The following is an 18778-nucleotide window of genomic DNA, read 5'->3' as shown; positions in this document are numbered from 1 at the left end:
ACAGCTCGATATGCAGACCGTTCGGCCGGTCCCACTGCGCGATCGCGTCGCCAACCGGATCCCGCAGCGCGGCGATTTCGCGGATGCCGTCGGCCATGGCGCGGATGCGCGCCGGATCGAGCTTCAGCCGGTCCATGAAGGAGGTGGAAAGCCCGGATTCATGACCATTCGAAACATCGATGGCATTGGCGTCGAGAATGTCCTGCTCACGGGCCACGATCGCCTCGGCCATGGCCAGCAGTGCGGCGTTCTTGGCGGCGGTCGTGGCAATGGCCAGCGGCCGGGCGGCAGCGCGGGCGCGCCGGCCGATATCGGCCATCAGCGCGACAGTGTCATCCCCGGATTTTTCATGCAGTTTCAGCATGGCTCATCCTCCGCTTACATCGCCACCAACCGTGACTTGGTCACCGGCCCCTTTTTGGTCGCCGGCCCGTACTTGGTCACCCGAATGGCTCACCACAAGGTCGTCGCGGTGGATCATCGCCGAACGCGCCTCGTAGCCGAGCACGGTTTCGATCTCGGCCGTCTTCAGGCCCGCGATCCTTACGGCATCGGCGGCATCATAGGCAACCAGCCCGCGCGCGATCTCGCGGCCCTCGGGCGACAGGATCGCCACCGTGTCGCCGCGCGAGAAATTGCCGCTGACCAGCTTGACGCCGGCCGGCAGCAACGATTTGCCCGACAGCAGCGCGCCGATGGCGCCGGCATCGACCGTAAGCCGGCCGGCCGGCTCGAGCTGGCCGGCGATCCAGGTTTTGTAGCCCTTGACCGGGTTGCTGCTCGGCCGAAAGAAAGTAGCGCGCTCGCCGCGTTCGATCGCCATCAGCGGCGACAGCCGAGTGCCCGACGTGATGATCATCGCGGTGCCGGCGGCGGTCGCGATCTTGCCGGCATCGAGCTTCGTGCGCATGCCGCCGCGCGACAGCTCGGAAGCGGCCGCACCCGCCATCGCCTCGATATCAGGCGTGATGCGGTCGACCACCGGAATGAATTTGGCGTTGGGGTCGCGCGCCGGCGGCGCGGTGTAGAGCCCGTCGATGTCGGAAAGCAGCACCAAAAGATCGGCGCCCATCATGGTGGCGACGCGGGCCGCCAGCCGGTCATTGTCGCCGTAGCGGATTTCGGAAGTCGCCACCGTGTCGTTCTCGTTGATGACCGGCACTGCCTTCATCTTCAAGAGTGTCGAGATCGTCGCCCGCGCGTTGAGATAGCGGCGGCGCTCCTCGGTGTCGCCGAGCGTCAGCAGGATCTGGCCCGATTTCAGGCTGCCCTTGCCGAGCGCGTCCGACCAGGCGCCGGCCAGCGCGATCTGTCCCACGGCTGCCGCCGCCTGGCTCTCCTCCAGTTTCAGGGCTCGCTTGCCGAGGCCAAGGATGGTGCGGCCAAGCGCGATGGCGCCGGACGACACGACGAGGATTTCAGCGCCGCCCTGGGCCAGCCCGGCAATGTCGTCGGCGAGCGAAGCCAGCCAGTCGCGCTTCAGGCCCGTCGTGCGGTCGACGAGCAGCGCCGAGCCGATCTTGACGGTGATGCGCCGATATTTTCTCAGCGACTGCATGACCCTATTTGTCCCAGCGCGTCTCGACCGGCGCCGCGATCTGCGCGCGCGCCTCAGCAATCACCGCCATCAGCGCCCGTTGCACCGCCTCGACGCCCTCGCCGGTGACCGCCGACAACAGCATCGGCGCGCGGCCGGCAGCGCGTTTCAGCGAGGCGACCTTCTTCTTGCGCGCATCGGCGTCGAGCGTGTCGACCTGGGAAAGCGCCAGGACCTCGACCTTGTCGGTGAGGCCATGGCCATAGGCGTCGAGCTCGGCTCGCACGGTCTTGTAGGCCTTGCCCGGATTTTCCTCCTGCGCCGAAACCAGATGCAGCAGCACACGCGTGCGCTCGACGTGGCCAAGGAAGCGATCGCCGATGCCGACGCCCTCATGCGCGCCTTCGATGAGGCCCGGAATGTCGGCGATGACGAATTCGCGCGCGTCGATGCGGGCAACGCCGAGGCCGGGATGCAGCGTCGTGAACGGATAGTCGGCGATCTTCGGCTTGGCTGCGGTGACCGCCGCCAGGAATGTCGACTTGCCGGCATTGGGCAGCCCGACCAGCCCGGCATCGGCGATCAGCTTCAGCCGCAGCCAGATGTTGAGCTCTTGCCCCGGCAGGCCGGGATTCGCGCGGCGCGGCGCCTGGTTCGTCGAGGTCTTGAAATGCTGGTTGCCGAAACCGCCATTGCCGCCCTTGGCCAGCAGAAAGCGCTGTCCGACCACGGTCAGGTCGCAGATCAGCGTCTCGTTGTCTTCTTCGAACACCTGCGTTCCGGCCGGCACTTTCAGCGTGACGTCGGCGCCCTTGGCTCCGGTCATGTTGCGGCCCATGCCGTGGACGCCGGTCTTGGCCTTGAAATGCTGCTGATACCGGTAGTCGATCAGCGTGTTCAGCCCGTCGACCGCCTCCAGCCAGACATCGCCGCCGCGGCCGCCGTCGCCGCCATCCGGCCCGCCGAACTCGATGAATTTTTCACGCCGGAACGACACCGAACCGGCGCCGCCGTCACCGGAGCGGATGTATACCTTGGCTTGATCGAGAAATTTCATGAGATTGTACAGTTTCTACTAGTGGCTTTGCGGCATTGCTCTAAACCTTGGCCCTTGCTCTAAACCAAGGCGCGGCGAAGGGCGAGGCCGTTTTGTGACAATGGCCATGTGGGGTTGGCCGGAGAGACGTCGGAATGAAGCTTGTAACCTACAACATCCAGTACGGCATCGGCCTCGACGGGCAGTACGATGTCGGGCGCATCGCCGATGCCGTGCGCGGCGCCGACGTGATCGCTTTGCAGGAGGTGACCCGCAACAATCCTCGGAATGGCGGCCGCGACATGGTCGCCGAGATCGGCGAGGCGCTGCCCGACTATTTCGCCGTCTATGGCAGCAATTTCGAGGCCAATATCGGTTCGCACATCGACAACGGCCGTGCCGTGACGAAAACCTTCCAGCTCGGCAACATGGTGCTGTCTAGGACGCCCATTCATCTGTCGCGCAACCTGCTTTTGCCGCGCAGCCGCAGCTTCGAGATGATGAACTTCCAGCGCGGCGCGCTGGAAGCGCTGATCGAGACGCCGCTTGGTTTCATCCGCTTCTATTCCATCCATCTCGATCACCGCAGCCCCCTCGAACGCGCCAGCCAGATCCAGTTCCTGCGCCAACGCATGCTGAACTATGCGCTCGAAGGCGGAGCACTGTCCGGCGTCGCCGAGATCGGCCTGCCGGAACTGCCGCATCCCGAAGCCTTTGTCGGCATGGGCGATTTCAACATGCTGGCCGGCTCACCCGAATATGTCGAACTCGCCGGCCGGCCGGACCATGAATTCGGCATGCCGCTGACCGCCGACTTCGCCGTCGATGCCGCCTTGCGGCTGAACGCCACCGGCGACGATCTCATCAGTTGGGTCGATCCCAAGCAACCCACCGATCCCAGCCGGCACAAGCGCATCGATTATATCTTTACCAGCGCTTCGCTTGCCAGATCCCTGCAGCGTCTGTGGGTCGACCGAAAGGCAGTCGGCTCGGACCATCTGCCGGTGTGGGTCGAACTGGGCTGATGGCCTTTCATCTGGCGGCGTTTTCGCGTTCGACGATCGCCATCATGATCGTATCGCGGTATTCCCCGTCGATATGGACGGCATCGCTCTGCACGCCCTCCCTGACAAACCCGACCTTGTCGTAGAGAGAGATGGCGCGAGCATTGTCGGAATGCACGGAGAGTTCGATGCGGACGAAACCGGCCCTGCGCGCTTGCGCCAAGGTTGCATTGATGAGCCGCAGTCCAAGCCCTCGCCCCCGATAGGGAGGAACAATCCCCATCCCGAGGGAGCCGCGATGGGCATGGATGAGCCGATCATGGCGTGAGATGTCGCACCAGCCGACGACCTCGCCACGAACAACGGCCACGAACCCCGGATCGCCTCTCCCGATACGGTCCATTGCGAAACTTCTGACTTGATCCAGCGGTGGCGCCTCAAGGAAGGACAAGTACTTTCGCTCACGCGCTACGACATCGAGCGCGCGATGAAAGCTTTCGATATCCCCAGGCGTCATCGGCGCGATCGCGGCCGTTTCAATATCGCTGCTGTCGACCATTGGCTTGACCGCCGTCATCTATCAGAAATGCACCCAGTTCCGCAGGCTGGTCCAGGTCTTGCGATCGAGCCGGTAGCGCTCGACGGGAACCTGGCCGGCGACGATCGAGTTCAGCATGCCCTGGCCGGCATACTGGAACCCGCACTTGTGGATGACGCGGCGCGAGGCCGGATTGATGACCCGCGTCGAGGCATGCAGGACCTGGATCGACGTCCTCTGGAAGGCGAGATCGACCAGCGCGTGCGCTGCTTCCGTCGCATAGCCCTTCTTCCAGTGCGGCTCGCCGATCCAGTAACCGAGCTCCAGCCCGCGATCGGTGGTGTTGAGGCCGGCGCAACCGACGAAGGTGTCGGTGCCGGCCAGCGTCAGGGCATAAGCAATGCCGGCCCGGCGCGATTTGGTCATGGCCAGGAAAGCGCGCGCCTCGGCCTCGCCATAGGGGTGCGGCATGCGTGCCAGCATTTCGGCGACATGGCGGTTGTCGGCAAGCTCGACCAGCTGCGCGATATCGCCCTCGTGGGGCGCCCGCATCACCAGCCGCTCGGTGACCAGCACCGGGCAATCTATCGCGTAACTTTCGTCTTCTGAGTCTTCCGCTTCGGCAACCATTTGAAAGTCCTCCAGGCACAAGAAAAAGGGGAGATGGAAACCCATCTCCCCTGATCCTTTTCCTGGCTTTGCCAGACACCGGTTCCCGAGATGGGCGCCGGTGTTCTAGTGCGGAACCGGCTACTCCGCGGCTTTGGCAATCGGGTTGACCGATACGTAGGTTCGGCCGTTGGCTTTTTTGTTGAACGTCACGGCGCCAGTCTCGAGCGCAAAAAGCGTATGGTCCGTGCCCATGCCGACATTGACGCCGGGATGCCACGTGGTGCCGCGTTGACGAATGATGATGTTGCCCGGGATGACGGCTTCGCCGCCGAACTTCTTCACGCCCAGACGCTTGGAATGCGAGTCGCGACCGTTGCGCGACGAGCCGCCAGCTTTCTTGTGTGCCATCTAACTAACTCCGTTGCGCCGCAAGGCGCCTAAAAGGCCTTATGAACGCGTTCGCGTTCCGTTTCAAGTCCGATCCGGCGACCTGGTCGCCAGAAAATTACTTCGCCGCCAATTCCTTGGCCTGCTCGCGCCAGTCCTTGATCTGGTCGGCGCTGAAGGGCATGTGCTCGTCGATCTTGGCGACATCCTTGTCGGTCAGCTTGGCGAGCTGCGCGAAGGTGATGATGCCCTGCTCGTTGAGATCCTTGGCTGCGACCGGGCCGATGCCCTTGATCACGGTCAGATCGTCCGGCTCACCCTTGGGCGCCTTGAACAGCGGCGCTGCCGCGGTCTCGGCTGCCTTTGTCTCGGCTGCCTTGGCCTTGGGCTCCTTCTTCGGCGCGGCTTCCGCCTGCACCTCGGTGGCGGCCTCGGCCTTCACCTTCTTCGGCGCCTTGACCGCTGCCGTCTTCGTCGGCTTGGCGCCACCCAGCAGGATCTCGGAAATCCGCACGGTGGTCAAAAGCTGGCGATGGCCGATCTTGCGGCGCGAATTCTGCCGGCGGCGCTTCTTGAAGGCGATGACGGTGCGGTTCTTGCCCTGCTCGACGACTTCGGCGGTGACCACCGCGCCGTCGACGAACGGCGCGCCGAACGTGACATTCTCGCCTTCGCCATGTGCGAGGACGTGGCCGATCTCGACCATATCGCCGACAGCGGCTTCGAGTTTTTCGATCTTCAGGAGATCGTTGGCGGCAACGCGATACTGCTTGCCACCCGTTTTAATGACTGCGAACATTTTTTGCCTTTCGCTGTTCGGTCGGCCTTGATGAGCCGCCTCTGGCGGTTCAGCCGTCTTTTTGTCAGTCTGCGGGTTCAAAAAACAAGCGGCGCGGAAGAACCCTCCACGCCGATTGCGCGCTGTCCCTAACCGAAGGTTGAGTGCGAGTCAAGGCAAACAGCTGTTGTCGGGACTGTTGTTGGCGGCCGAAGGATCGAGCGTGTCAGCACGACTGCACGACGTGACCGTCATCGAGGCAAGCACGCGTGACTGGTTACCAACCTACCCAGGCCTCGCCGCCGCTGAACCGTCGCGAATCCGCTGCTTGCCCGGCAAGCCAAATAACTGACGGATTGGCCTTGTAACCTGCCCGTTCAGCCGTTATCTAGTGCGCCGCGCCGGCAACGGCCGACCATGACCGCGGAGAGGTGGCAGAGTGGTCGAATGCACCGCACTCGAAATGCGGCATGGGTGCAAGCCCATCGGGGGTTCGAATCCCTCCCTCTCCGCCATATAGCTTCCATAAAAATCCTTTCCTTTCAAAAGCTTCCTTGTTGCACTTGACCAGCACGAAGCGAAACATATCTTAGACTGTGTAACAAACTGTGTAACATTAGAGAAAGATAATGCGACGTTCCGCAGCGCCAAAGCCGCATAAACGTGAAGGCATCTGGTATCTCGTCCGCAGGGTGCCGAAGGAATTCGCGGCGTTTGATCGCCGCTGCCTAGTACGCATTTCCACGGGCGTCGCCGTGGCTGACGATCCCCGCGGTGTACGGGCGCGAGATGCAGTGCAAAGCCTCGGCGCGGGGCTGGAGGCGTATTGGCGTAGACTGCGGGAAGGCCAATCCGCCGAGGCGGGGCTGCGTTTCGAAGCCGCGAGGAAGCGCGCGCGGTCATTTGGATTGGCCTATCGCACTAACGAGGAACTAGCAGCGGGGCCGCTCGACGAACTCATGGCCCGTATCAAGCTGCTCCTCGACAAAAAATCGATCGAGGACGCGCAGGACGTCTCGGCCGTCATGGGTGGGGAGAAGCGGCCAGCGGTCCGCCTGAGCGGTCTTATCAAGGAATTCGAGACGATCGAGCAACAGAACTTGCTGGCCATGTCGCCCAACCAAATCAAGAAATGGCGTAACCCCAAAAAGCGCGCAGTTGCCAATCTGGTTGGAGTCATTGGCGACAAGGAGATCGCAAGCCTCACTCGGGACGACGCAATCGCGTTCCGCGAGTGGTGGCAAAAGCGGATCGTTGAGGATGGACTTGATATCGGTACGGCCAACAAGGACATCGGCCATGTTTCGAAAATGCTGCGCGTCGTCGATCTGACTCACCAGCTCAAGCTGGAGCCGGTTTTTCGAAACCTGCGTCTTTCCGGCGCCGTCCCCGGGCAACGCGCTGCGTTCACAGCGGAGTTCATTCAGGAGAAGATACTCGCTGAAGGCGCGCTCGACGGACTCAATGACGAAGCCCGCCATCTAATCTATGTGATTGCCGATACCGGACTCAGGCTTTCTGAAGCGGCAAACCTCACCACCGAAACAATCCACCTCGATCGAGAAATCCCGCATGTGCGGGTGCGCCCCAATGGCCGTCGCTTGAAGACCGGTCATTCAGCCCGTGACATTCCCTTGGTTGGCGGCGCACTTGCAGCCATCAAGCTCCATCCGGACGGCTTTCCTCGTTATCGCGACAAGGCCGCGTCACTTTCAGCGCTCGTCAACAAGGTGCTCGCCAGCAAGGAACTTCTGCCGACTTCCGAGCATAGTCTTTATAGCCTGCGACACACTTTCGAGGACCGGCTGACGGCAGTTGAGGCGCCGGAGAAGGTAATTGCTTCTCTGATGGGCCACAAATGGATCCGGCCCAAATACGGCGCGGGACCTTCGTTAGCGCAAAAGCGCGAGTGGCTCCAAAAAATCGCTTTTACCCCGCCCGGGCGAATGTGATTGCGGCGCCATCCAGGCCTTGAGAACCAACCTCACGGCTCCAGCTGTCCGAGCCATTTAGGTTGAGCGTGGCCAGCACGCGCTGCGCTCGCTCGCGATTTCCGAGCTTCCGCCGCATTTGTTCGACCTCGTATTCCAGCCTTTCGAAGGTCGGTATATAGGCATCTCCATGCCGGATGACCAAGTAGGCGGCAACAGCTAGACACCATTCTAGCTCCGTGGCCGATGGATCGGAAAAAGGGGCGACGCCATACCAAGACGAGCAACGCCTCTCGAGGGCTTCCGAACTAGGCAAACGGCCAGCATGTGGCATGGGAAAGAAACCTATGCCTGATCGACGAACCTAAAGTGCTCACGAAGCTTGACCGGTACGCGGGCCATCGGAGGGTTCTGCCTAAAACCGCCAAAAATTTTGAAACACCCATTCATCCGGCTCGAATTCAAAGGGATCGGCGATTTTTGGGTTATGGCTTGCAAGCATAGTTCAGCCCAGACAAGAACGCCTGATATCTTGTCGTGCACTGTCACCCTGCCAAATATGGTGCCGGCGACAACGGCAGTTTGGCGAGCAGAAGAATTCCCGAGACTGAGACGTTCTACGGCTTGGCCCATGTTCGCGCTCCTCCTCGATTGGAGACAGGATGGGCCATATGGAAGCGAATAAAAGGAGGTTGGTGACGAGTCTCGGTAGTGGAGTAGAAACGGGTGGAAAAGCTTGCGCTATTCGCCATCGGCGCCGCTAAACGCATTTGAGAGAAGGGGCAGCGATCGCCAAGAGATGACGTCCGATCGCAAGCCGGCTAGAAATGCGACAGTGACGCGCCTTTTTTGGCACGACCTTAGCACCCGATCGGGCCTCAGCTGGTCGTCGTTGCGCAGCCGATCGGGTGCGATTTTTATAAAGCTCTCTTGGCTTTAGCTTTGAGAGCCCGTCATCGAGACAAATGCAAGGGAACGGTCCGCCCCCTGGGGACATTCGACATGCCGTGGCAGCTTCCTATGGTGAGCCAGCGCATTCCGATACACGTTTTCCGCGCTCTACCGTTGCTCCAGCACCTGTGCTGAGGCTGAGCGCTTGATCAGGACCCGACCGCTGCTGTTGCGGGATGGTGACTGGGTTGAGGTCGCGAAGACCTTGACCGCGGGTACGTTGTTCATCCCGATGAGCGCTGAGCCGAGAAGCAGCCAAGAACGCTTCCCGTAATCGAATCCTACGGGAACCGCGAAACCAGCGTCCAAAGGACGCAATTCTCCGACGTCGTTCACTCAAGCTCATCTCGCAACTTGAACGCTTGTATGAAGCCGCTGCATGTGCGCCGGTGGACCGGATTGCTGCTATCCAAACCACGTGCTCAGTTTCGCCCCGTAATAACTCTACCGTCCGAAACGGCTTTCGCGCGTCAGGTCCACCCCACATGAAAGTTCCGCGAGCAGCACGGACGGAGAGGCCGGTCACAACTCCTTCGCGTGCTCTTTTACTACCGAATCAAGTGCCAAATGGAGAGGCACTGCCTTAGAGAACAGGAAGCCCTGCGCGGTTCTGCAGCCAAGCTGGTACAGAGTTTGCCGATCTGCCTCTGTTTCAACGCCCTCGGCCATGACCTCGATCCCGAGCGTCCTACCAAGATCAATCACCGCTTTGACAAGCAGCCGATTCTCCCGGGACTTGGCTAAGCCGCGAACGAAGCCCTGATCTATTTTCACCTTCCTGATCCGACTGTCCTTGAGCGATGCCAACGTCGAAAAACCGGTGCCGAAGTCATCGAGCGCGATAGAAATGCCAGCATGTGAAAGCCGGGCGAGCTTTTCATCCACTCTGTCCGGATCCACTGGGGCTTCTTCGGTAATCTCGATGTCGAACATCGTTGCAGGGAGGTCTTTTGCCGCCAGACCATTAAGAATCATCTCGTCAATATCGCCAGCTTCCAACTCGCACGGTGAAACATTCATCGCCACACGAACATCACGACGGTCAGCTTTGACCAAGCCCTCGATAAGAGCGCAACAGTCGGCGAATACCGTTTGAGTTAGCAGCTGAAGCATTCCAGTTTCGCGTGCCGCTGTCATGATCTCGGGCGGAGAAATGGGACCGTGAAGCGGGTGAGACCATCTTAGCAAGGCTTCAAAACTGACGACGGCTTCAGTTTCGAGTCTTACGATTGGCTGAAACCAAGCGACCAAGCTTCTCATCGTTATCGCCGAATGAAGATCGCGTTCGATTGACTGGCGGCGTTGCAACTCCCGGGCTAGCTCGGCATCGAACAGACAAAATTCATTCCTGCCGCGGCGCTTAGCTGTGTAAAGGGCGATGTCGGCCCGCAACAACATTTCCGTTAGTCCGGGGTTTTCAGCCAAGTAGATTCCTATAGACGCTCCAATGCGGACTGATGCGATCCCAGGATAGGGGCGAGCAAGCTTGGCTATGAGATTGGACGCGAGATTGGTGGGAGAAGGAGAATTCTTTCGCGAAGAAAAAACCAGCACGAATTCATCCCCACCGATGCGGGCGAGCGTTGAGCCCTCCGGTGCTTCTTCCTCTATTCGGCGGGCGATCCTGGCAAGCAGCTCGTCACCCGTTCTGTGACCGTAGGTATCGTTGACAGATTTGAACCCGTCCAGATCAATCAGCATGGCCACAAAGGGTCCATCGGTGTTCTCAAACTGATCGATTGCATGTTCGAGGCCCCGCCTGTTGAGGAGCGCGGTAAGATGGTCCTCCCTGGAATTGCGCTCCATTTCCGCGGCAAGCCGCTCGGCTTGATGTCTCAGGCGGCTCGCGTCACGGAAGCGCGCTTGTCCAACGAACGAGGATCGAACCAGGCCGCCCTCGAAAAGCAGGACGGCAAAAGCCAGAATGTAGTTTTCCGGGGCTCCCTTCGTCAGCAAACATGCGGCGGCAATGAGGAGTGGCGGTGTGATGAAGCATATCGCTGCCGCAGCATATGAGCTGCCGTACGTGACCGCGCCAGCTGAAATGCCCGCCAGAATTATTAGATGCAGCGATGCTTGAGACGTCGTGTATCCAGCCGTTAGGACGGCAAGGAATGACCAGGTGAATCCCGCCAGAAGAGCAAGCCTGCCAAACCAGCGAAGCCGCAGCCAAACCCGTGTCAGATCATCCTGGACTCCGGGTTCCTTCAGCTGATGACGGGCGAGTGCAAGGCGGGCGGCATTTATCGCATTAACGACCGAAAACCAGGCCGCGCCAGCAAGACCGTTCCCGGAAAGGGCCTGCACGGTCAAAATCAGCCCGGACAGCACAATGCTTATCGGCATTGAGACGAAAAGGCCTGCCCTCAGATCAGCGAGCTGGTCCTGAAGGATTCTCGCCTCCAGCGGATCTTCTTTTTCCAAGGCTGGACGGGTCAGCTTGCTTACTCCTGCTTGTCCGCAGCCTATGCAGCCCCCCTGAAGGACGGGTTAATTCTTCAATCGGAGATCAGCGTCGGGGAGCAGGATTACTCCGGTGCATCATGCACTCTCTCCCATCGCTCGCCCAGCACGCGCAAAAATGCGACTGCTGGTGCAGTATCACCGCTGGAGCTCCGCCGAAATCCCATGCCGGACAAGGGGAACATGTTGGGCAAAGCGAAGCCCCAGATGCCTTGCAAGCCGTGCCGCCAGGTGGTCTCTGGAGTAGAGTCCAACCAATATGTTCGTTGCATGGTAGAGCGGCGCCGCCGACAGGCGCAGCCGCCTTTCGTATATATGCAGCATGTCGGGGTCGCCAACATTGCGGCCGTCGCGGCACGCAGTCATGATTCCACGGGCGAGTTGCTTCTGGCTGCTGAGACCGATGTTGAACCCGTGAGCGGTCACCGGGTGCATGCCGATGGCAGCGTCGCCGATGAGTGCGGCGCTCGGCGCCCGGAATTTGTGCGCCCAGGTCGTGACCAGCGGATAGGTGTGGCGCTTGCTTGCCAAGGTCATTTTTCCAAGGCGCCCTCGACACCGTTTCGTCAACTCCGACAGGAACAAATCATCATCGAAGGCAAGCAGTCTATAGGCCTCGTTTGAGCGCAATGTGAGCAGCAGCGACGACATGCCCTCCGCTAGGGGCAATATCGCTATCGTCTGATGGTGATCGAACCATTCGATGGCGATCTGGTGGTGGGCGCGCTCGTGCCTCACTCGGCAAATCAGCATCGAGTGGCCAAGCCGGTTGATATCGGCGCCGATGCCTAGCAGATCACGCGTGGCGGACAAACGCGAATCCGCGGCAACAACCAGCCGAGCAGTTAAACGCGCGCCATTAGAGAGCGTTACGACTGCTCCTTCTTGGCTGTTTGTTGCATCGACGACCGAGTGGCCGCACAACAGCCGGGCGCGATCCTGCAAGCGGACGATTTTGAACAGCGCCTCGCGGATCCGGCAATTTGGAACCAAAACCCCCAGCGGTTCTCCAGAGTTGCTGGGAGGATCGAAACGAAGAGCGAATGCGCTCGAGCCGTTGAGCACGCGCGCGCCTTGAAGTGCTGATTTGTCCGAAGCCGGAATGACATCCCAGGCGCCGAGCTCGCGAAGGGTTCTGATCGAAGCGTTGGTCAGCGCGATTTCGCGACCATCGAAAGCCGGATTCGCCAGACTATCGAATGTGTTCTGTTCAACAACTGCCACCTTGAGTTCGCTTTGGGCAAGCGACGCAGCGAACGAAAGGCCGACCGGGCCGGCTCCAACGACAACGATGTCAAAATTATCGTCAGAGCCCATCAGCGTGCCGCCATCCGGTCGCCTATCCTCGTGTAACGGTGAAACTGAGCCGAGTGACATGAGCTCCGTGCCCGCCGCATTGCCTAAAGGCGCTGGGCCGGGAGATTCGCATCGATCGGCAACGAAGCACTCAAAGCGCTCAGAGGTGGATGCGGCTAACCGATCCCGCCCTTTCGCCGCGCAGCCGCGCAGATCGCCGCCAGCAAGCGAGACACTCGCGACGCTGGTCAGCGACGGCCGCGCCGCATCGATCGCCACATTCCACCTGGAACCCTTGCGCATACTACTCACGCTCCACGACGTCGAAGCGGGCTCTCTTGCGAGGGTGAGGGTATCGAACGTAGCGCTCTCTCTCGTCATCCCAGCCAAGGTAGCGGAAACTTTTATCCACGACCGCGCATATCTCATCAAGAACCTGCTGCATGGCTTCGATGTCGATGTCCTTGCAATTCAGTCGCCGATAGAGCAAAGCCCACGCGGCGACATAGTCGTCGAAATAGCGCGCGTCACTCGAACCAATGATCAACTTCGGACGGTTGATCGATCTCGAAAACGCACGTCCCAACCCCGATGATGCTCCGCAGCACGTTGACATCACGAGGATCTTCGGCGCTGGATGCGAGCCCTGGAACATTTTTACGAAGTCAGCCCAAAGAAGGCCACTTCGCCCACTGGACGAAGCGATCCCGTCACCATTGCCGTGCCCGGCGATGTGAAGCACGTCGCACTCCGCCTCCATCGCTCGTACTACAGCCTCACCAAATTTCGTTCGGTTCAACGCCATGTGGAGCTCCGCGCGGATGTTGACAGCCTTTAACAAGTGCTGCACGATCGGTCCCTCTTGCCTGTCGGCGAAGTAGTCATTTGCATTGTGGCAGTCGATGATGTGTACGGTGTTCATGGTACTCCAGCCGCTTGTTCGTTCATCGTCGTGACGAGCGGACACCACGCGCGCGGAACCGCGTGACGTGCGCTGGGTTCCGGTACCGTCGCATAGCCTCAAGGCGCGGGCCGGGAATCGGGATGGATCGGCAACGACGCACACAACCCATCAAAGGCGAAAGCTGTTGATCGGCCCCCCTGTCCGCGCAGCCACGCGGATGGTCAGCCAGCAAGCGAGATACACACGACGCCGGTCAGCTAATGGCTGCGCCGTAAGCACAAGGCATGGCCGACCACACGACAGAAAACCCAGAACCGTGAAGGTGCTGATAATGACGACCAATCTTTCCGTAAGTCATGCATTTCTCCGTCGAAGACTGGTCAATAGACCACACCGATGAGTATGACCCTGATCTGGATCAGCCAGACATGACCAATCGGCACTGGCGGTTCACGGTCAGGTGATCGACCGTGACGTTCCACTTTGGAACCCGTGCGCACATTGCCAAGCTCTCGTCCGGCCACGCGAGGTACTCTCGTGGCATCAGCCGCCTCATACTGGGTGCAATGGTAGGCAGTCCTTCGCACGACAGAGGCTTTTCACAAATGTAGTGTGCAGCTTAGGTCAAGATGGTCATGGAGCATGGAGCATGGAGCATGGACAGCTTGTTCCCGACCGAGCCGGCTCGACTGACGAGCGCGATCCGCGCATCTTATGCACAGCGGATTGAAATCAGCGTTCCGGTTTGTCGTCCCGATCAATTAGTATCCGCTCGGCGGCTCCGTCGAGATCTTCGTATTGACCGCTTCGCAATGCCCAGACGAAGCCGGACACACCCAGTGCACCCAGAAAAAGGGCCACTGGTATGAGATAGAGCAACGTCGTCACGAGGATTATGCCGAATAGCTGACTGCGGAGCGTCCGACTTTTTGAATAACTTGCAGCGTCGCATTCGCCCCGAAGCCGTGCAAGCGCAATGCGTTTCCAATAACAAGCACCGATGAGGCAGACATGGCAATCGCCGCTAACAAAGGCGTGGCGTGGCCCAGGATGGCGATCGGCACGGCGACGGCATTGTAGACGATCGCAATCGCGATGTTCTGGCGGATCAGGTGTCCCGCCTTGCGCGAGACGTCCAGCGCGAGAGGCACTGCCAGAAGGCTTTCGCGCAGGAATACGAAGTCGGCGGCATTGCGGCCAATGTCGGCGGCGGTGGCCGGAGCGATCGAGACATGCGCCGCGCTCAGCGCCGGCGTGTCGTTGAGGCCGTCGCCAACCATCAGAACCTTGTGTCCGTCTTTCGCCAGGGTCTCGATGCGCTCGACCTTGCCCGACGGCAGCAGGCACGGAACGAAGTCGTCGACACCCAGCATTCTTGCAACTTCGCCGCAGGCACCTGCGGTATCGCCCGACAGCATTTGCATCGACACCCCAGTATCGTTCAATCGCTTGATCGCCGCCGCCGCGTCGGCGCGCAGCGCATCCTCGAAATCGAAGGTCGCGACAATGAACCCGTCTTTTGTCAGCACCGTTCCGCCATAGCCATGGTTGCCTTCACCACCGGTCCGGGCCTTCCATCCAGCCCATCCGCGTCGACCCAGCCGCCAGATGCTTCCGGCGACAGTGGCTTCGATCCCGAACCCCGGATGCTCTGTGACGGCATCGAATTTGTGTTGCCCGCCAGGAGCGGCAAAGCCGGTTATGGCCTTTGAAAACGGGTGACGCGAGTGCGCGGCCATGTCTGCCGCGATTGCCAGCATGGCCGGATCGATCGACGATGCATTGAGGAGCCGGGGTTGTCCGAGCGTGAGCGTTCCGGTCTTGTCGAACACTGCGTTATCAATCGTCGCCAGGCGCTCCATGGCCGAACCGTCCTTGACCATGATGCCGTTCTCGAACAGACGCCGCGCGGCGACCACCTGAACGATCGGTACGGCGAGGCCGAGCGCGCACGGGCAGGTGATGATCAGAACGGCAATGGCGATGGTTATCGCCCTATGCCAGTCGCCGGTCACCGCCATCCAGCCAAGGAACGTCGCGAAGGCTGTGAGATGAACCACCGGGGCATAGAGCGCTGAAACGCGATCGGCGATCCGGCGATAATGCGCGCGGCCGCCCTCTGCGGCTTCCATGAGCCGAACCATTTCCGCCAGAAACGAATCTTTCGCGGCGGCTGTCGCCTCAATCGTCAGCGGGCCGGTTAGGTTGAGGACACCAGCCTGCACGGCTTCGCCTGCTGCAACGCTTCGAGGCGTGCTCTCGCCCGAGACAAGCGAACAGTCCAGATCCGATGCCCCTTGAATGATTTTGCCGTCGACGGGTATCCTTTCGCCGGCAGCAATCAGCAGCTGCATCCCTGGTTCGATCTCGCCAACCGGCAGATAGTCGCGTGCGCCGTCGCCGCGCAGCACCATGGCGCCACGTGCGGCCAACTGGGACAGGCCTTTCACGGCGATCCGGGCACGTTCGCGCATCACGTGATCCAACGTGCGGCCGATCAACAGGAAGAACAGCAGCGACACCGATGCATCGAAATAAGCATGGTCGCCATGGTTGATCGTCTCATAGAGGCTCATGGCGTAGGCAAGCGACACCCCGACCGCGATCGGCACGTCCATGTTCATGCGGCCGTGGCGCAACGCATTCCAGGCCGAGCGGAAGAAGATGCCGCCGGCGAAGGCGAGTGCAGGGATGGCGATAAGCGCAGAGACCCAGTGGAACAGGTCGCGGGTAGCGCCTTCGGCACCGGACCAGACAGAGACCGAAAGCAGCATGATATTGCCCGCCGCGAACCCGGCAACCGCGACGGCGCGGATCAACTCCGAAAGCGTCCTGTCCTTTTCATCAATCTCGGGGGCGAAGAGATGCGCCTGGTAGCCGAGCCGTCCAAGCGCGGCGACGAACGGTGGAACCTCGTCGCCACGCCAGCGGACCGAGACCCGTTTCGTCGACAGGTTGACGCGGGCGCTCTCGACGCGATCGAGCGTTCCCAACGCCGTCTCGATCGTCTGGATACAAGCTGCGCAATGAACGCTCGGCACCGAAAGATCGGTTTGGCGGAGATCATCGCCAAGCGATCGGCTCGCCAGCCTGATCTCCTGACTAGACGGCAGGACCGACGTGGTGCTGCCCAGATCAAGCGCCATTTCGGCGCCCGGTGCACAACAACTCATTGCAGCGCTCCATGGGAAATCATGATCCTGCGGACGTCGCGATACGGTTTATCCAGACCGGCGTCGGCGTCGACTTCGACAATCCAGACGCCGTCCTTCGGCATGTGCTGGGCTGCGAATTCCTGGCCCGAGGCGGGTGCGAGGGTGACCGACTTGTCCTCCTTCTCGTACGCGGGATGGCGAAACAGCACCTTGACGCCGTGCAGGGGAACCGGCTTGCCAGCGGCATCGGTGAGGCTGTAGCGGACTTCACCCCATGCGATGGTCAGCTTGCCGGTCCAGCCAAGGGCTGCCTGTGCCCGTCCTTCCGTGGCCTTCTTGTTGAATTGCTGGCTCGCCACATAGGTGTTTTCGACGACGAGGCCAGTCCAGCTTGTGCTGGCGAGCGTCGCCATGGTCAAATTGACCGCGATGATCACGCCGAAAAAGGCGAGGATGATGGCCAGCATGTGCCTGCCGGTAAATTCACGAGGCTTTTGTACATTGGCAGTCATCTGGGGGCCTCCGGCGCGTTGAAGGTGGCGGTGTACTCGTTCGATTCGAAGCTGGCTCTGTCCTCGACGCGGAACTTGAAAGTCTGCGCCGGCGCGCGGATCTGGCCCGCGGGCTGGCGCACGAAGACTTTCAGCATTTTCAGGCGGTCGGGTTCGACCGGAATGGCGAATGAGCGGCCTGCCGGGATATCTTCGCCGACCACGCTCATGTCAGCTCCATCCAGGCCTTGGATCGTGACGACGAGCGTCCGCGGCTCCGGGATCATGTTGAGCAGCTTGACGGTATAGCCATTGCGGATGGAGCCGTCGGACAGCGTGACGAACTGAGGATTGCGATCATGCAACACGTTTAGTTCGAGCCGGTCGCGCGTCAGCAGGGAATAGAGCAGGCCGAGGCCGATCAGCGACCACAAGCCCATGTAGACGTAGGTGCGCGGCCGAAAGATCTTGCGGATGTGGAAATGCGCTACCTTGTCGGAGAACAGGCCATCAGCGGTCCTGACCAGCGACGGGTTGACTGAACTGGAGCCGCCCGCGGTTGCCAGCATCATATTGGTGTTGTAGTCGGAGAGCGTCGCGTAGGAGATCAGCCCGCGCTCCTTGCCGAGCTTGTCCATGACGCCGTCACAGGCGTCGATGCAGAGCGCGCAGGTGATGCATTCGAGCTGCTGGCCATCGCGAATGTCGATCCCCATCGGGCAGACCGCGACGCAGGCATTGCAGTCGACGCAGTCGCCGACGGACTGCCCTGCAGCTTGCACCTTCTTCGCATGGCGAGAACGCGGTTCGCCGCGCCAGTCATTGTAGGTGACGGTGAGCGAACTTTCGTCGAGCATGGCCGCCTGGATGCGCGGCCATGGGCACATATAGGTGCAGACCTGTTCTCGCATCAGCCCGCCGAACGTGTAGGTGGTCGCCGTCAGGACGGCGACGGTGATGTAGGCGACGGGCGCCGCGGTGCCGGTGAAGAGTTCGCCGACCAGCGTCGGCGCATCGGCAAAATAGAAGATCCAGGCGCCGCCAGTCGCCGCGCCTATGACGAGCCAGATGGTGTGCTTGAACACGCGCAGCATGAGCTTGCGCGCGGTCCAGGGACCTGCATCGAGCTTCATGCGGGCGTTACGGTCCCCCTCGATCGCACGTTCGACGACGAGGAACAGATCGACCCACACCGTCTGAGGGCATGCATAGCCGCACCAGGCACGGCCGACAGTCGAGGTGATCAGGAAAAGACCGACGCCCGCCATGACCAGGAGGCCGGCCACATAGAAGAATTCCTGGGGCCATATCTCGATGAAGAAGAAGTAGAAGCGCCGGTTCGCGAGATCGAGCAGGACTGCCTGGTCCGGGGCAAATGGACCGCGAGCCCAAGGCAGCCACGCAGCCAGGTAATAGATGCCAAGTGTGATCGTCATCACCAGCCATTTGAAGCGACGAAAGTTGCCCGAGGCGCGCTTCGGAAAGATCTTTTGACGCGCGGCATAAAGCGGCTTGCGGGTTTTGGCGGAATTGACAGTTTCTGTTTCGAGCCCTGTCAACTGCGTCTTGTCACGCATGTGCAACTCCACTTTCCCAGCCGATGTCAGGGGCACCTGTCGTAAAGCCTCGCCGTAGGATAGCCTTGCCGGGTTGTGCAGATCGCATTAGGGATGGTGTCGAGGCCCGGCTCACGCC

At 60.7% G+C, this 18778-nt stretch carries 15 protein-coding genes, 1 tRNA gene and 1 pseudogene; 3 read left to right on the top strand and 14 right to left on the bottom strand.

Annotation, left to right across the window (positions count from 1 at the left end):
* The 3 genes and pseudogenes from proA to obgE all read right to left on the bottom strand — a co-directional run.
* Window positions 1–364 (bottom strand): annotated as a pseudogene (gene proA / locus EN914_RS03600) (gamma-glutamyl-phosphate reductase); the annotation flags it as partial.
* Window positions 365–367: 3 nt separating this feature from the next.
* Window positions 368–1558, bottom strand: a complete 1191-nt coding sequence (proB, locus tag EN914_RS03595; protein WP_024502877.1) for a glutamate 5-kinase — start codon at window positions 1556–1558, stop codon at window positions 368–370.
* Between the two features lie 4 nt (window positions 1559–1562).
* Entirely contained in the window at window positions 1563–2594 is a 1032-nt protein-coding gene (gene obgE, locus EN914_RS03590) for a GTPase ObgE (RefSeq protein WP_024502876.1), read from the bottom strand.
* 134 nt (window positions 2595–2728) lie between these two features.
* On the opposite strand from obgE, the gene EN914_RS03585 reads away from it, so the two are divergent.
* The gene (locus EN914_RS03585; RefSeq protein WP_013529066.1) at window positions 2729–3598 is read left to right on the top strand and encodes an endonuclease/exonuclease/phosphatase family protein; all 870 of its coding nucleotides are present in this window, start codon (window positions 2729–2731) and stop codon (window positions 3596–3598) included.
* A gap of 7 nt (window positions 3599–3605) precedes the next feature.
* Here EN914_RS03585 and EN914_RS03580 read toward each other — a convergent pair whose 3' ends face one another.
* The 4 genes from EN914_RS03580 to EN914_RS03565 form a co-directional block, all read right to left on the bottom strand.
* Window positions 3606–4136, bottom strand: a complete 531-nt coding sequence (locus tag EN914_RS03580; protein ID WP_024502875.1) for a GNAT family N-acetyltransferase — start codon at window positions 4134–4136, stop codon at window positions 3606–3608.
* A 21-nt stretch (window positions 4137–4157) separates the two neighbouring features.
* Window positions 4158–4745, bottom strand: a complete 588-nt coding sequence (locus EN914_RS03575) for a GNAT family N-acetyltransferase (protein ID WP_024502874.1) — start codon at window positions 4743–4745, stop codon at window positions 4158–4160.
* A 120-nt stretch (window positions 4746–4865) separates the two neighbouring features.
* Entirely contained in the window at window positions 4866–5135 is a 270-nt protein-coding gene (gene rpmA, locus EN914_RS03570; RefSeq protein ID WP_013529063.1) for a 50S ribosomal protein L27, read from the bottom strand.
* 97 nt (window positions 5136–5232) lie between these two features.
* Window positions 5233–5913, bottom strand: a complete 681-nt coding sequence (locus tag EN914_RS03565; protein WP_013529062.1) for a 50S ribosomal protein L21 — start codon at window positions 5911–5913, stop codon at window positions 5233–5235.
* 404 nt (window positions 5914–6317) lie between these two features.
* Between EN914_RS03565 and EN914_RS03560 the strand changes: the two genes are divergently transcribed.
* Window positions 6318–6407, top strand: a tRNA-Ser gene (locus EN914_RS03560).
* 114 nt (window positions 6408–6521) lie between these two features.
* Complete coding sequence (locus tag EN914_RS03555) at window positions 6522–7844, top strand: tyrosine-type recombinase/integrase (protein ID WP_024502873.1); 1323 nt, start codon at window positions 6522–6524, stop codon at window positions 7842–7844.
* A gap of 1452 nt (window positions 7845–9296) precedes the next feature.
* Here EN914_RS03555 and EN914_RS03550 read toward each other — a convergent pair.
* From EN914_RS03550 to ccoG, 7 genes are all read right to left on the bottom strand, one after another.
* Window positions 9297–11198 carry a bifunctional diguanylate cyclase/phosphodiesterase gene (locus EN914_RS03550; protein WP_024502871.1) on the bottom strand — a complete coding sequence of 634 codons (1902 nt, stop codon included), beginning with the start codon at window positions 11196–11198 and terminating at the stop codon, window positions 9297–9299.
* A 177-nt stretch (window positions 11199–11375) separates the two neighbouring features.
* Window positions 11376–12554, bottom strand: coding sequence for a 5-demethoxyubiquinol-8 5-hydroxylase UbiM (ubiM, locus tag EN914_RS03545; protein WP_032899078.1), 1179 nt, complete (start codon window positions 12552–12554; stop codon window positions 11376–11378).
* Between the two features lie 283 nt (window positions 12555–12837).
* Window positions 12838–13455, bottom strand: a complete 618-nt coding sequence (locus EN914_RS03540) for a hypothetical protein (RefSeq protein WP_024502869.1) — start codon at window positions 13453–13455, stop codon at window positions 12838–12840.
* Between the two features lie 714 nt (window positions 13456–14169).
* Window positions 14170–14325 carry a cbb3-type cytochrome oxidase assembly protein CcoS gene (ccoS, locus tag EN914_RS03535; RefSeq protein WP_081714250.1) on the bottom strand — a complete coding sequence of 52 codons (156 nt, stop codon included), beginning with the start codon at window positions 14323–14325 and terminating at the stop codon, window positions 14170–14172.
* A 5-nt stretch (window positions 14326–14330) separates the two neighbouring features.
* Window positions 14331–16610: a cation-translocating P-type ATPase gene (locus EN914_RS03530; RefSeq protein ID WP_024502868.1), complete on the bottom strand. Its 2280-nt coding sequence runs from the start codon at window positions 16608–16610 to the stop codon at window positions 14331–14333.
* On the bottom strand, window positions 16607–17104 hold the full coding sequence (locus tag EN914_RS03525) for a FixH family protein (RefSeq protein WP_024502867.1): 498 nt from the start codon (window positions 17102–17104) through the stop codon (window positions 16607–16609). Before EN914_RS03525 ends, EN914_RS03530 begins: the two co-directional genes overlap by 4 nt.
* Window positions 17101–18660 (bottom strand): cytochrome c oxidase accessory protein CcoG, encoded by a 1560-nt coding sequence (gene ccoG / locus EN914_RS03520; RefSeq protein WP_024502866.1) that lies wholly within the window; start codon window positions 18658–18660, stop codon window positions 17101–17103. The genes EN914_RS03525 and ccoG overlap by 4 nt, the downstream gene beginning before the upstream one ends.
* Window positions 18661–18778 lie beyond the last annotated feature (118 nt).

Source organism: Mesorhizobium sp. M7A.F.Ca.CA.001.08.2.1 (assembly GCF_003998455.1).
GTDB lineage: Bacteria > Pseudomonadota > Alphaproteobacteria > Rhizobiales > Rhizobiaceae > Mesorhizobium > Mesorhizobium ciceri.
The sequence above is the reverse complement of the archived record's forward strand: the minus strand, read 5'-3'. Positions and strand labels throughout refer to the sequence as shown.

Coding starts and splice junctions, on each gene's coding strand:
- EN914_RS03585 (WP_013529066.1), top strand. CDS start 2,729: ATGAAGCTTGTAACCTACAACATCCAGTACGGCATCGGCCTCGACGGG.
- EN914_RS03540 (WP_024502869.1), bottom strand. CDS start 13,455: ATGAACACCGTACACATCATCGACTGCCACAATGCAAATGACTACTTC.
- EN914_RS03555 (WP_024502873.1), top strand. CDS start 6,522: ATGCGACGTTCCGCAGCGCCAAAGCCGCATAAACGTGAAGGCATCTGG.
- ccoG (WP_024502866.1), bottom strand. CDS start 18,660: ATGCGTGACAAGACGCAGTTGACAGGGCTCGAAACAGAAACTGTCAAT.
- EN914_RS03575 (WP_024502874.1), bottom strand. CDS start 4,745: ATGGTTGCCGAAGCGGAAGACTCAGAAGACGAAAGTTACGCGATAGAT.
- EN914_RS03565 (WP_013529062.1), bottom strand. CDS start 5,913: ATGTTCGCAGTCATTAAAACGGGTGGCAAGCAGTATCGCGTTGCCGCC.
- obgE (WP_024502876.1), bottom strand. CDS start 2,594: ATGAAATTTCTCGATCAAGCCAAGGTATACATCCGCTCCGGTGACGGC.
- EN914_RS03530 (WP_024502868.1), bottom strand. CDS start 16,610: ATGAGTTGTTGTGCACCGGGCGCCGAAATGGCGCTTGATCTGGGCAGC.
- proB (WP_024502877.1), bottom strand. CDS start 1,558: ATGCAGTCGCTGAGAAAATATCGGCGCATCACCGTCAAGATCGGCTCG.
- ubiM (WP_032899078.1), bottom strand. CDS start 12,554: ATGGGCTCTGACGATAATTTTGACATCGTTGTCGTTGGAGCCGGCCCG.
- EN914_RS03580 (WP_024502875.1), bottom strand. CDS start 4,136: ATGGTCGACAGCAGCGATATTGAAACGGCCGCGATCGCGCCGATGACG.
- rpmA (WP_013529063.1), bottom strand. CDS start 5,135: ATGGCACACAAGAAAGCTGGCGGCTCGTCGCGCAACGGTCGCGACTCG.
- EN914_RS03525 (WP_024502867.1), bottom strand. CDS start 17,104: ATGACTGCCAATGTACAAAAGCCTCGTGAATTTACCGGCAGGCACATG.